Source organism: Streptomyces sp. NPDC041970 (assembly GCF_055588985.1).
Window position 1 is genome coordinate 21,110 of the sequence record NZ_JBVJCD010000027.1, and the last position, 12,504, is coordinate 33,613.

The window sequence follows — 12,504 nt, forward strand, 5'->3', positions numbered from 1 at the left end:
TCGGTGAGCGGGGGCGGAGCGGCGGTGGTGGTGCGGGGCGGTCAGGAGTGGAAGGGCAGACCGGCGTCCGCGACCAGTTCCAGGTCGTCGGGGTCGGAGGGCGGCAGCAGGGTGGCGGAGCCGTCGGTGACGGGGACGACGCCGAGCTCCAGCAGTTCGGCCATGGCGGCGCTGCCGGCCATGTCGCGGACCTGCAGTTGGTAGCGGGCGGTGGTGCGGTAGGCGCCGCCCGCGTCGTCGCCGGTGCGCTGGAGGAAGCCGGAGTCGGTGAGGAAGGCGACGGCCTTGCCGATGATGCCCGTGGTGGAGCCGGCGAGTCGGCGGGCGTCCTTGGTCGCGCCGGTCGCGCTGCGGCGGGCGTAGATCCGCCAGCCGGATTCGAGGCCGGGGGCGTCGCTGGCGGGGTCGGTGTTGTCGCCCTGTTCCTCGGCGCGCTCCTCCAGCCGCCGGCAGGCCTGGCGTACGAAGGCGTCGACGCCGTTGACCGTGATGCGGCCGATGTACGCGTCGTCGGCGAGGTCCTCGGGGCGGGGGAAGGCCAGGGCGGCGACCGCGAGATGGGCCAGGCCGTGCAGGAAGCGGTCGGCGGAGTCGGAGGAGGCGCGGCGGGCGTAGTCGCCCATGCGGACGGCGAAGACGGAGTCCTCGCCCGCGGTCACCGCCATCCCGGCGCGCGGGGAGACCTCCAGGACGATGAGGCCGAGCCCGGTGGCGACGGCGTCGGCGAGCCGGGCGAAGGGCGCGTCCTCGCGGTAGCGGCGCAGCAGGTCGGCGTACTCGGCGTCGCGGGCGGGCAGCAGCTTGGGCTGGAGTCCGAAGGAGACCAGCCGGGCGGCGTCGGCGGCGTCGGCCGGGGTGACGGGCGGCTGGCCGGCGGGCTCGTACGGCGGTGCCGGGCGCTCCCCGGACGCGGGCGGCGCTGGATCGGCGTACGCGGTGGAGGGCTCGGTCCACGCGTCGGGGTGCTCGGCGTCGTGGTCGCTCACGGCTGGGGCTCCTCGGTACGGAAGGGATGCGCCGGGGCGCGGGTCGGGGCGGCCGGCGGCAGGGCGGGGGCGCCGGTCACGAGGCCTCCTTGCGGTCCGCGGCCATGCCCGCGGCGTCCAGCAGGGCGGTGCCCACGATCAGGTCGGCGCCGCCGAACTCGGGGTCGTCCAGCTCGGCGCCGTCGTCGACCGCGAACAGCAGGCGCCGCTCGCCCTGGCGGTAGGCGGTGCCCACCGGCGGGCTGGCAGCGTGGAAGGCGAGCAGCGCGACCAGGTAGGGCAGGTCGGCGTCGCCGTCGCGCCGGGCCTCGGCGAGCAGTCCGGACAGGCGGCGCGGCGCGTCGTGCTCCAGGTCGAGCAGGGCCATGGCGCGGGCGAGCTGCTCCTCGCTGAACCGGCTGTCGTCCGGGGTGGCGATGAGGTCGGGCTCGGGCATCTCCGCGCCCAGGTGCTCGCGCTCCTGCGGCGGGGTGAGGAGCAGGTCGACCAGGTCGCCGACGCGTACGGAACCGGGCGTGCGCAGTCCGGTTCCGTGGGCGAAGAAGGCGTCGGTGACGCGGGCGGACCGCTCGACGGGGAGCGGCAGCAGCGGGGCGAGGAGCTGCCCGTACAGATCGAGGCCGGCGTGGGCGGCGGGGGCGGCGAACGCCTGCCGGTCCTGTTCCGCGCGGAAGAGGGGGCCGGCCTCCAGCAGGCGGGACTGGAGCTGGGTGTGGCGGCGGATGCAGTCCTTGACGATGTCGACCAGCTCGGCGGCCCGGCGCTTGTGCTCGGGGTCCTCGGCCTCGTCGCGCGCCTTGCGGATGTTGGTGAGGATCGCGTTCTCGTGGCGGTAGCGGTCGGCGACGTGGTCCAGGGCCTCGGCGATCATGTCCGGGACAGTGTGGAGCCAGTCGACGGCCCGGACGTTGCGCCGGGTGGCCTCCAGGGTCCGGCGCAGCGTCTCCGCGTACTGCACGGTCCGGTAGCGGGCCTGCTCGGCGGCGAGTTGGGCGTCGGCGAGGCGGCCCCGGCTGATGAGGACCTCCAGCTTGACCTCGGCGGCGATCTGAGCGCTGGTCACATCGGTGTCGAGGGCGCCGACCAGGACGTTGACCGCTTCGTCGGTGGCGCGGAGGTAGACCGTGCCGCCGTAGCCCGGAACCTCCTCGATCAGCTTGAAGTCGTAGTCCCTGCGGACGTAGACGCCGTCGGGGCCGAAGGTGCCGTAGACCGCGCGGAAGCCGCGGTCGACGCTGCCGACGTTGACGAGGTTCTCCAGGACCCAGCGGGCGACCCGTTCGTGCTCGGCGGCGGGGCGGTCCGGTGCCTGCGCGGCGATCCGGGGCAGCAGCCTGGTCACTATCTGGTCGTGGTCGGCCCCGGTGTCGAAGTCCATGTTGAGGGTGACGTGGTCGATCGCGGCGAGGGCGACCTCCGCCATGGCGTAGACCGTGTACTCCCCGGCCAGGTTGGCCTTGCGCACGTCCAGGTCGTGCAGCGGCGCCGTGCAGGCGAGGGCGCGCAGCCGCCGCGAGAGCCCCTCGTCGGCGGCGGGGCCCGGAGCCGGTCGCGGCCCCGCGCTGAGCTGCGGCGCAGCGGTTTGCGTGTCGGCTGGCGAAGTCACGTGGGACAGATTAGGTCCTCGTACGGACAACGGTCGAAACGGCCCTAATGCGACCGGGGCACGGGCGGCGGCCGCGGCGGCCCTCGACGCGCCCGAGCGCCGCCGCCCGCCGCGTGCGGGGCCTGCGCCGCCGGGGACGCGGGGCCGGCCGCCGCCCGCCCGAGCGGGGGGCCGGAGGGCCGCCGGGGCGGCCGCCGGCCGCGTCGCGCAGATGCCGGGCGCGCCCGCTCCGGCGGCCCCGTGCCGGGAGGCCGCGCTCAGAGCGCCGGTGCGTCGGGCCCGATCCGGCTGCGGACCGCCGTCTGGACCTCGGCCTCCTCGGCCGGGTCGGCGGCGAGGCGGCGCAGGCGTTCGGCGACGCGGACGTCCCCGGTCTCGGCGTGCCGGGCGGCCACCTCGCGGGTGGTCTCCTCGCAGTCCCAGAGGCATTCCACCGCGAACCCGGTGGCGAAGGAGGGGTCGGTGGCGGCCAGGGCGCGCGCGGCCCTGCCCCGCAGGTGCGAGGAGGACGTCTCGCGGTAGACGTGGCGCAGCACGGGGGCGGCGCAGGCTATGCCGAGCCGGCCGGCGCCGTCGACGAGGGTCCACAGCCGCGGGGCGTCGGGGCCGTCGCCGCGGACGGCCTCCCGCAGCGCGCCCAGGACTTGGGGAGCGTCCTGGGCGGTGCCGCGGCAGGCGAGGACTCCGGCGGCGGAGGCGCCGAGGGCGTCGGGCCTGCGGGCCCAGCGCCGGGCGCGCTCCACGGCGTCGTCGCAGGTCATCCGTTCGAAGGCGGCGATGGCCGCGTCGGCGACGGTCCGTGCGGGGCTGACGGCGGCGGCCTCGATGAGGTCGAGGGCGGCGGGGTCGCCGGCCTCGGCGAGGTAGTGCAGGGCGGCGCAGCGGGCGCCTTCGGGGCCGCGGCGGGCGGCCTCCACGATCAGGGGGCGGTCGTCGGGGGCGGCGACGGCGGCCAGGCAGCGGGCGGCGGGGACGTGCAGTTCGCTGCCGCGTTCCAGGGCCTGCTGGGCCCAGTCGAAGACGGCCTGGACGCTCCAGCCGGGGCGGGGGCCGCCGGGGCGCATCTGGCGCTGCCAGCGGTCGAAGGAGCCCTGCTCGGTGGCGGCCCTGACGCGGGCGCCGACCTCCTCGCGCGGGTCGTCGGCCCACAGCCGCCAGGGGCGCGGCTCGAAGGAGTCCCGGACGGCGGCGGCGAGGTCGGCCGCGCCCTGCTCGGTGGCCGGGAAGCGGGCGAGGACGGGCAGGGCGAGTGCGCGCAGATGGGCGTCGTCGTCGCGCAGGGCCAGCTCGTCCAGGGCCCACGCCCAGTTGGCGCCGGTCCTCGCGTAGCGGCGGAGCAGCGCCAGGGCGTCGTCGCGTCCGTAGGAGGCGAGGTGGCCGAGGACCGAGAGCGCCAGACCGGTGCGGGAGTCGTCGGGGTCGGCGAGGTCGTCGGGGCCGGCGAGGTGCCGCTCGATCTCCTCGACGCCGCCGTCGAGGTCGAGGTAGAGGCGGGCGTAGTAGAGGGAGCGGTTCTCCACCTGCCAGTCGTGACGGGGGTCGCTCACGACGCAGTGGTCGAGAGCCGCGAGGGCTTCGGGGCGCGGTGCGGCGAGCGCGTGGAGCGTGCCGTCGCCGCGGCCCCTCTGCAGCAGGCCGAGCAGGGTGCCGCTCGGCGCTATGAACGGATCGAACATGGGAGAGAGCCTCACATCAAGCTGTCGACGCGACCGGGACTGTGCGGTGCCCCGTGCCTCTCGGCACGAGGGGGTGGCCGGGGGCCACTCCTACGCCGCGTGGTGACATGGTCGGCCGACCGCCGTCTCTCGCCTGGTGCTGAGCATCTTCCCGCCTCTCGTCGGTGGCCCTGGGCGGGCCCGCGACGTCATGATGACCCAGCCATTTCGCCACCGCGACCACATTTACGACGGACCGGTCACCGGAGCCGTCGGCGGACACGCCCCTCGGCGCGACCGCCCGCGCCTCACCGGGCACCGAAGCGTTCCACCAGCTCGGACCGGCCGAACATGCGGGCGGTGTCCAGCGCGGACGGGGTGCCGGCGGCCGGGTCGGCGCCCGCGGCGAGCAGGGCGTCGACGACCGCGTCCGCGCTCTTGAAGACCGCTCCGGCCAGGGGTGTCTGGCCCCGGTCGTTGGCCCGGTTCGGGTCGGCGCCGCGGGCGACGAGGGCGGTGACCGCCTCGGCGTGCCCGTGGTAGGCGGCGAGCATCAGCAGGGTGTCCCCGCGGTCGTTGGTGAGGTTGGCGGGGACGCCGGCGTCGACGTACGCGGCGAGGGCCGCGGCGTCGCCGGCGCGGGCCAGGTCGAAGACCTTGGTCGCCAGCTCGACCACCTCGGGGTCGGGGGTTTCGCTCATCGGACGGACCGCCTTCCTTGCTGCTGCCGCGACGGTCGCCGCCGCGTTGACCCTGGGCGTACGGCGCGGGCCGTACGAGTGAATCGACAGGGTACTGCTCCCGGTCCGGGGCGACCCGGTGCGCAGGGGGCCGGGACGCCCTGCGGGCGTCCTCTTCCCGGCGCGGAGGCGGGGGAAGCGCCTTCAGGAGCCGGGTCGCCTGGGCCAGTCAAGTGAAAGCGCTCAGTATTCACTCGATTGCACCTTTTGTCATACGGATACTTCCCGTGATCCTGGAAGGACTCATGGTGACTGTCCCCTCATCCAGGAGAGAACCGCTCATGATCCTTTCCATCTCGGGCGTGGTCCTGCTCGCCATCATCGTCTTCCTGTTCTTCAAGAAGGACGGGCTCAAGGCGTCCCACGCCGTCGTCTGCGCCCTGTTCGGCTTCTATCTGGCCGGCACCGCCATCGCGCCCAGCATCACGGCGGGCGGCGCGAGCCTGGCCGGGCTGCTGGGCGGGATCAAGTTCTGACGCTCCGCGACCGCTTCCACCCCCAGGAGACCGATGTGGCCCGGCGACCCCTCCCCCGCGTTCTGAGCAGCGGCGGCGCTTCGATCACGCGCGGCAGAGAGCTGGCGCGCTCGTGCGCCGACACCGCCGCCGACGTGCTCCATCCGCTGATCACGGTGTTCCGCGGCCTGCGGCTGCTGGCCGCCTCCGGGCGGCGGATGTGGCTCGCGACCCCCGAGGACCGACGCGGCCCCAAGCTGTTCCTCGCCGCGGCCTGTGTGCTCGTGGTGGCGCTCGCCCCGTTCGGGCCGGCCCTGGCCCTGATCGCGGTCATGGGCGCCGCCGCCTGGAAGGGGCGGGAGCGGACCCCGGCGCGGAGCGGCCCCGACGAGGCCGGGGCCGCACGGCTGAGGGCGCTGTACGAAGCCCTCGTCCCGTACTTCTCGGTGCCCGACGACCCGAGCCCGCTGTTCGCCCACGGCGGCGACTGGGAGAGGGTCTTCTCGGACCACGCCTTCGACGGGAGCGGGCGGCTCACCCGCCTCCAGGTCTCCTACCCCGCCTACTTCACCGACGGCGAGGCCGCCGCCCGGACCCGTATCGAACGGATCCTGCACGCCAAGTCGGGCCGGGGCCGCGAGTACCGCTTCACCTGGGACGAGGAGGCCAACCGCCTCGCCATGGCGGTGCTGGACGCGCTGCCCGCCACGATCGCCGCCCAGCGCTTCGTCACCGCCCCCGGCGAGACGGTCCTCGGCTTCACCGACCCGGACGCGGTCTCCCGTACCGTCCCGGTGCGCGACGGCGACGCGACGGTGGACGCCTCCCCCGTCCTCTGGCGGACCGGCGACCGCTCCGCCGAACCGCACCTGCTGGTCCTCGGCCGGCCCGGCGCCGGCGCCACCACCCTGGTCCGCTCGATCGCCCTGCAGGCCCTCCAGCACGGTGACGTCCTGGTCCTGGACGGCGGCGGGAGCGGTGAGTTCGCCGCCCTCGCCGGGCGGAGGGGCGTCCTCGCCGTGGAGTCCGGCCTCGGCGGGGCGCTGCCCGCGCTGGAGTGGGCGGCGCACGAGACCGAGCGGCGGCTGATCGCGGCCGACCGGGCCCGGCAGCACGGCCATCCGCTGCCCGACGACGTCCGGCGGCCGCTGTGGGTCCTGGTGGACCGCCCCGGCCTCCTGGGCCACCTCGCGGCGGCCGACGGCAGGCCCGACCCGCAGGAGCTGCTGCGGATTCCGCTGCGGCACGGCCGGGCGGCGCGGGTCACCGTCGTCCTGGCGGACCAGTTCGACGCTCTGGAGACCCTGACCGAGACCGTGCGGACCCACGCGCGGGCCCGCGTCGTCCTCGGTCCGGCCTCCCGCGAGCGGATCGCCGCCGTCCTGGGCGCCGAACCGAGCACCACTCCCCCGCCCGACGTCCCCGCGGGCCGCGGCTACGCCCGCCTGGGCGCCGGTCCGGTCCTGCGGCTCCAGGTGCCGGCGACCCCCGACCCGTACGACGACACCGCCCGCGAGGCCCACCGGCAGGCGGTGCTCGACCTGCTGCCCGAACCGAACCCGGCCGCCGAGTCCGCGCCGGCCCATGCGGGAGCGGCCCCCGGCCGGCCCTCCGTGGCGGTGCCCGGCCCCGTCGAGGCCGAGGCCGCCGCGGCCGGGGCGCGACCGGCCGGCGCCGCGAACTGAAGCGTCCGCGCCGGGCGGGGGCCAGGCCCGAGCGGACCCGCCCCCGGCCGTCGCCGGGCGCGGCCGTCAGGCGACGAAGCTGCGCGGGGCGTCGGCCCCCGCCCCCGCGCCCGAGCGCACCAGGTCCACCGCGGCGGCCAGGCGCACGGCCGCCTCGTCCGCCACCGGTCCGGCCACGGTGAACGGCAGCCGGACATAGCCCTCGAAGGCCCCGTCGACCCCGAACCGGGGGCCGGAGGGCACCCGGACGCCGACGCGTTCGCCCGCGACGGCCAGCCGCGAACCGGAGAGCCCGCCGGTGCGCACCCACAGCGTCAGCCCGCCGTGCGGCACCGCGAACTCCCACTCCGGCAGCTCCCGGCGCACCGCCGCGACCAGCGCGTCCCGGTTCTCCCGCGCCTGGTCGCGGCGGACCGCGACGGCCTGCTCCCAGCCGCCGCCCCCCATGAGCCAGTTGATCGCGAGCTGCTCCAGGACCGGGGTGCCCATGTCGGCGTAGGCGCGGGCGGCGACCAGGCTGCGGATGACGTCCGGGGCGGCGCGCACCCAGCCGATGCGCATCCCCGCCCAGAACGCCTTGCTGGCCGACCCGACGGTCAGCACCGTGCTGCCCGCCGGGTCGAAGGCGCAGACCCGGCGGGGCAGGTCGACCTCCGGGTCCAGGCGCAGTTCGCTCATCGTCTCGTCGGCGATCAGGACCGTTCCGGCGGACCGGGCCGCGTCCACCAGCTCGCGGCGACGCTGCTCGTCGGCGAGCGCGCCGGTGGGGTTGTGGAAGTCGGCGACCACGTAGGCGAGCCGGGGCGCCGCGTCGCGCAGCACCTGGCGCCAGCGGTTCATGTCCCAGCCGCCGAGGCCCTCCTCCATCGCGACGGGGACGAGCCGGGCGCCCGTCTCGCGCATGAGCTGGAGGATGTTGGCGTACGAGGGGGACTCCACCGCGATCCGTTCGCCGCGGCCGGCGAAGAGGTGGCAGACGGCGTCGATGGCGCCCATCGCCCCGGTGGTCACCATGATCTGCTCCGGCATCGTGGGGATGCCGAGCCGGGTGTAGCGGTCCGCGATCATCCCCCGCAGCACGGGCAGCCCCGCCGGGTAGTCGCCGTGCGTGTGGGCGTACGGCGGCAGCTCCTCCAGCGCCCCCTGGACGGCGCGGGTCAGCCAGGGCTCGGGGGCGGGCAGGGCGGCGCAGCCCAGGTCGATCATCGACCCGAGCGATTCGGGGGGCAGCGGTTCCAGGCCGCGGGCGGGCAGCGGGTTGCCGGCCGGGACGGCGGTCCAGCTCCCCGCGCCGCGCCGCGACTCCAGGAACCCCTCGGCGCGCAGCGCCTCGTAGGCGGCGGCGACGGTGGTGCGGCTGACGGAGAAGGCGAGGGCCAGTTCGCGCTCGGCGGGCAGCCGGGCGGCGACCGGAACGCGGCCCTCCAGCACGAGGAGCCGTATGCCGTCGGCGAGCGCGCGGTAGGCGGGCGGTCTGCGGCCGCCCGCCCCGGTGGGCCGGGACTGCTGGGTCCGAAGCTGCCGGGCGAGCTGGGCCGCCCCCACCGTCGATGTCCACTGCGCCATGGAAATCAGTCCACCTTCCTGGAATTGGCCATGTCTGGTGGCCGATCCCCTGCCACAGGGTGACACGGAGCAGTCCACTACGACCAGCAGAAGGAGCGCCACGTGGCCAGGACCACTGCCCGGAGCACCGCCCGCCTCACCGGGCGGCTGGTCCGGCTCTACGTCGGCCTCGCCCTGTACGGGGCGAGTTCGGCGCTCCTCGTACGGGCGGAGCTGGGGCTGGAGCCGTGGGGCGTGCTCCACCAGGGCCTCTCCGAACGGACCGGGATCTCGATCGGCGTCGTCTCCATCATCGTCGGCGCGATCGTGCTGCTGCTGTGGATACCGCTGCGCCAGCGGCCGGGGCTCGGCACGGTCTCCAACGTCTTCGTGGTGGGACTGGCGATGGACGCGACGCTCGCCCTGGTCGGCGATCTGGACGGGCTCGGCGTCCGGGTCCCCGTGCTGGTCCTGGGGGTCGTGCTCAACGGGGTGGCGACGGGGCTGTACATCAGCGCCCGGTTCGGTCCGGGGCCCCGCGACGGGCTGATGACCGGGCTGCACCGGGCGACCGGCCGCTCCATCCGGCTGGCCCGCACGGCGGTCGAGGCGGCCGTCGTGGCGACGGGGTTCCTGCTCGGCGGGACGCTGGGCGCGGGCACGGTGCTCTACGCCCTCGCGATCGGCCCGCTGGCCCAGCTCTTCCTGTCGGTCTTCGCCCCGGCCGAGCCCGCCCCGCCCACCGGGCGGGCGGCCGCGCCCCAGCCGACCCGGCCCTGAGCGGTACGCGCCCGGACGCGCGGCGCCCCCGGCGGACCGACCGGACGCCGCGGCGCCGCCCGCCGGTTCCCGGCCCGTCGCCGCTGCGGCGTCCGGGCGGGCGATACTGCCGCAGTGACACCGAGCCCCCATCCCTACCTGGACCATCCGGCGCCGATCGCCTTCGCCCATCGCGGCGGGGCGGCGGACGGCGTGGAGAACACGGCGGCCGCGTTCCGCAGGGCGGCCGCGGCCGGCTACCGCTATTTCGAGACCGACGTGCACACCACCGCGGACGGCCGGCTGGTCGCCTTCCACGACGCGACCCTGGACCGGGTCACCGACGCGCGGGGCAGGATCGCCGCGCTGCCCTGGAGCGAGGTGCGCCGGGCGCGGGTCGCGGGGGCCGAACCGCTGCCGCTCTTCGAGGAGCTGCTGGAGGAGTTCCCCCAGGCGCGCTGGAACGTGGACCTCAAGGCGGAGTCGGCGCTGGAGCCCCTGCTCGCCCTCGTCCGCCGGGCCGACGCCTGGGACCGGGTCTGCGTCGGCTCCTTCTCGGAGGCCCGCGTGGCCCGCGCGCACCGGCTGGCGGGCCCGCGCCTGGCCACCTCGTACGGGGTGCGCGGCGTCCTGGGGCTGCGGCTGCGGTCGTACGCGATCCCGGCGGCGCTGCGCGCGGGCGCGGTCTGCGCCCAGGTCCCGGAGCGGCAGGGCGGCATCCGGGTGGTCGACCGCCGCTTCGTCCGCGCGGCGCACGCCCTCGGCCTCCAGGTGCACGTCTGGACGGTGAACGAGCCGGAGCGGATGGCCGCCCTCCTCGACCTCGGGGTGGATGGCATCATGACCGATCACATCGAGACGCTGCGTACGGTGCTGAGCGAGCGGGGCGCATGGGCCTGACGCCCGGTACGCGGGCAGCCGACGACCGAGGGGGCGCGCGTTGAGCACCGGGACCACGGGGAGGGCCGACCCGTCCGACCGGCCGCCGGACGACGGGGCCGCGGCCGCCCGCAAGCGGGAGCGGCACGGCTGGTACTTCTACGACTTCGCCTGCTCCGTCTACTCCACCAGCGTGCTGACCGTCTTCCTCGGCCCGTACCTGACCTCGGTCGCCAGGGCGGCGGCCGATCCGGAGGGGTTCGTCCACCCGCTGGGGATACCCGTGCGGGCGGGCTCGCTGTTCGCCTACGCCGTCTCCGCGTCGATCGTCGTGGCCGTGGTCCTGATGCCGGTCGTGGGCGCGGCCGCGGACCGCACCGGGCGCAAGAAGCCGCTGCTGGCGGCCGCCGCGTACACCGGCGCGGCGGCCACGGCCGGGATGTTCTTCCTGGACGGCCACCGCTACCTGCTGGGCGCGTTCCTGCTGATCGTCGCCAACGCGTCGATCTCGGTCTCGATGGTCCTCTACAACGCCTACCTGCCGCAGATCGCCGGCCCCGAGGAGCGCGACGCGGTCTCCTCGCGCGGCTGGGCCTTCGGCTACACCTCGGGCGCCCTGGTCCTGGTCCTCGACCTGGTCCTCTACAGCGGCCACGCCTCCTTCGGGCTCTCGGAGTCCGAAGCGGTGCGGATCTGCCTCGCCTCCGCGGGGGTGTGGTGGGGCGCGTTCACCCTCGTACCGCTGCGCCGGCTGCGCGACCGCCAAATCGCTCCGGGCGGCGAGGGGGCGGTGGCGTCCGGGTGGCGGCAGTTGCCGGCGACGCTGCGCGACATGCGGCGGCACCCGCTGACCCTCTCGTTCCTGCTGGCCTACCTGGTCTACAACGACGGCGTCCAGACGGTGATCTCCCAGGCCTCGCTGTACGGCTCGGAAGAACTGGGACTGGACCAGACGACGCTGATCACGGCCGTGCTGCTGGTGCAGGTGCTGGCGGTGGCGGGGGCGCTGGGCATGGGGCGGCTGGCCCGGACGCACGGCGCCAAGCGCACGATCATGGGCTCGCTGGTCCTGTGGACCCTGATCCTGGTGGCCGCCTACCTCCTGCCGGCCGACGCGCCGGTCTTCTTCTACGCGCTCGCGGCGGCGATCGGCCTGGTGCTGGGCGGCAGCCAGGCGCTCTCGCGGTCCCTGTTCTCGCATCTGGTGCCGCGCGGCAAGGAGGCCGAGTACTTCTCCGCGTACGAGATGAGCGACCGCGGGCTGAGCTGGCTGGGGCCTTTGGCGTTCGGCCTGGCGTACCAGGTGACGGGCAGCTACCGGCAGGCGCTCGTCTCGCTGATCGTCTTCTTCGTCCTCGGCGCGGTGCTGCTCGCGCGGGTCCCCGTACGGCGTGCGGTGGAGGCGGCGGGCAACCCCGTGCCGGAGCGGATTTAGGCGTTGCGGTGAAAGGCCGGTACTCTACGTCTTTGGCCTGCCCGGAGGACCGTTACTGCGAGGGGAAGCGGCCCGATCGTTGGGTGACAGCGTCCACAAGAGGTGACAAACCGGGCATGGGCGGGTACTCAACCCAGATATGGCAGCGGCACGACGGGCGACGCATGACCGGCAACGGGAATCTTTACCGCCGACCGGACGTTGACCGGATGACGACGACAGCGACATTTTGTCCTGTGGGCGACAAGCCCGGGAGGCACGATTCATGAGTGAGCGAGCTCTCCGCGGCACGCGACTTGTGGTTACCAGCTACGAGACGGACCGCGGCATCGATCTGGCCCCGCGCCAGGCGGTGGAGTACGCATGTCAGAACGGACATCGTTTCGAGATGCCGTTCTCGGTGGAGGCGGAAATTCCGCCGGAGTGGGAGTGCAAGGCGTGCGGCGCCCAGGCACTCCTGGTGGACGGGGACGGCCCCGAGGAGAAGAAGGGCAAGCCGGCGCGCACGCACTGGGACATGCTCATGGAGCGGCGCACCCGCGAGGAGCTGGAAGAGGTGCTGGCCGAGAGGCTGGCGGTTCTGCGCTCCGGAGCCATGAACATCGCCGTACACCCGCGGGACAGCAGGAAGTCTGCCTGACCGCGCACCACCGCACAGCAGCACAGCACCAGAGCCGCGGGGGGGGGGGGGGGGGGGGGGGGGGGGGGGGGGGGGGGTGTTGGGGGTGTTTGGCGGGGGGTGAGGGTGATGGGGGTGGG

General features: G+C 75.3%; 11 protein-coding genes. 6 read left to right on the plus strand and 5 right to left on the minus strand.

The window, feature by feature from the left end:
- Positions 1-41: 41 nt before the first annotated feature.
- The 4 genes from ACZ6EJ_RS15440 to ACZ6EJ_RS15455 form a co-directional block, all read right to left on the minus strand.
- A complete protein-coding gene (locus ACZ6EJ_RS15440; RefSeq protein ID WP_469267542.1) occupies positions 42-986 on the minus strand; it encodes a hypothetical protein in 945 nt (314 codons plus the stop codon).
- A gap of 76 nt (positions 987-1,062) precedes the next feature.
- Positions 1,063-2,592 (minus strand): hypothetical protein, encoded by a 1,530-nt coding sequence (locus ACZ6EJ_RS15445; protein WP_469267544.1) that lies wholly within the window; start codon positions 2,590-2,592, stop codon positions 1,063-1,065.
- Between the two features lie 257 nt (positions 2,593-2,849).
- Positions 2,850-4,268, minus strand: a complete 1,419-nt coding sequence (locus ACZ6EJ_RS15450) for a serine/threonine-protein kinase (RefSeq protein WP_469267545.1) — start codon at positions 4,266-4,268, stop codon at positions 2,850-2,852.
- Between the two features lie 287 nt (positions 4,269-4,555).
- The gene (locus tag ACZ6EJ_RS15455; protein ID WP_469267547.1) at positions 4,556-4,948 is read right to left on the minus strand and encodes an ankyrin repeat domain-containing protein; all 393 of its coding nucleotides are present in this window, start codon (positions 4,946-4,948) and stop codon (positions 4,556-4,558) included.
- 320 nt (positions 4,949-5,268) lie between these two features.
- Here ACZ6EJ_RS15455 and ACZ6EJ_RS15460 point away from each other — a divergent pair, with 320 nt between their 5' ends.
- Together ACZ6EJ_RS15460 and ACZ6EJ_RS15465 are read left to right on the plus strand one after the other, a co-directional pair.
- Entirely contained in the window at positions 5,269-5,463 is a 195-nt protein-coding gene (locus ACZ6EJ_RS15460; protein ID WP_336675417.1) for a hypothetical protein, read from the plus strand.
- A 35-nt stretch (positions 5,464-5,498) separates the two neighbouring features.
- Positions 5,499-7,127, plus strand: coding sequence for a hypothetical protein (locus ACZ6EJ_RS15465; RefSeq protein WP_469267548.1), 1,629 nt, complete (start codon positions 5,499-5,501; stop codon positions 7,125-7,127).
- A gap of 66 nt (positions 7,128-7,193) precedes the next feature.
- On the opposite strand, the gene ACZ6EJ_RS15470 is transcribed toward ACZ6EJ_RS15465, so the two are convergent.
- Positions 7,194-8,693 (minus strand): SCO1417 family PLP biosynthesis transcription factor, encoded by a 1,500-nt coding sequence (locus ACZ6EJ_RS15470; RefSeq protein ID WP_469267549.1) that lies wholly within the window; start codon positions 8,691-8,693, stop codon positions 7,194-7,196.
- A gap of 102 nt (positions 8,694-8,795) precedes the next feature.
- On the opposite strand from ACZ6EJ_RS15470, the gene yczE reads away from it, so the two are divergent.
- The 4 genes from yczE (at position 8,796) to ACZ6EJ_RS15490 (ending at position 12,385) form a co-directional block, all read left to right on the plus strand.
- The gene (gene yczE, locus ACZ6EJ_RS15475) at positions 8,796-9,452 is read left to right on the plus strand and encodes a membrane protein YczE (protein WP_469267551.1); all 657 of its coding nucleotides are present in this window, start codon (positions 8,796-8,798) and stop codon (positions 9,450-9,452) included.
- A 114-nt stretch (positions 9,453-9,566) separates the two neighbouring features.
- Complete coding sequence (locus ACZ6EJ_RS15480) at positions 9,567-10,331, plus strand: glycerophosphodiester phosphodiesterase family protein (RefSeq protein ID WP_469267553.1); 765 nt, start codon at positions 9,567-9,569, stop codon at positions 10,329-10,331.
- 40 nt (positions 10,332-10,371) lie between these two features.
- Positions 10,372-11,745 (plus strand): MFS transporter, encoded by a 1,374-nt coding sequence (locus ACZ6EJ_RS15485; protein WP_469267554.1) that lies wholly within the window; start codon positions 10,372-10,374, stop codon positions 11,743-11,745.
- A 265-nt stretch (positions 11,746-12,010) separates the two neighbouring features.
- On the plus strand, positions 12,011-12,385 hold the full coding sequence (locus ACZ6EJ_RS15490; protein ID WP_003959706.1) for an RNA polymerase-binding protein RbpA: 375 nt from the start codon (positions 12,011-12,013) through the stop codon (positions 12,383-12,385).
- Positions 12,386-12,504 lie beyond the last annotated feature (119 nt).

Coding starts and splice junctions, on each gene's coding strand:
- ACZ6EJ_RS15450 (WP_469267545.1), bottom strand. CDS start 4,268: ATGTTCGATCCGTTCATAGCGCCGAGCGGCACCCTGCTCGGCCTGCTG.
- ACZ6EJ_RS15455 (WP_469267547.1), bottom strand. CDS start 4,948: ATGAGCGAAACCCCCGACCCCGAGGTGGTCGAGCTGGCGACCAAGGTC.
- ACZ6EJ_RS15460 (WP_336675417.1), top strand. CDS start 5,269: ATGATCCTTTCCATCTCGGGCGTGGTCCTGCTCGCCATCATCGTCTTC.
- ACZ6EJ_RS15470 (WP_469267549.1), bottom strand. CDS start 8,693: ATGGCGCAGTGGACATCGACGGTGGGGGCGGCCCAGCTCGCCCGGCAG.
- ACZ6EJ_RS15490 (WP_003959706.1), top strand. CDS start 12,011: ATGAGTGAGCGAGCTCTCCGCGGCACGCGACTTGTGGTTACCAGCTAC.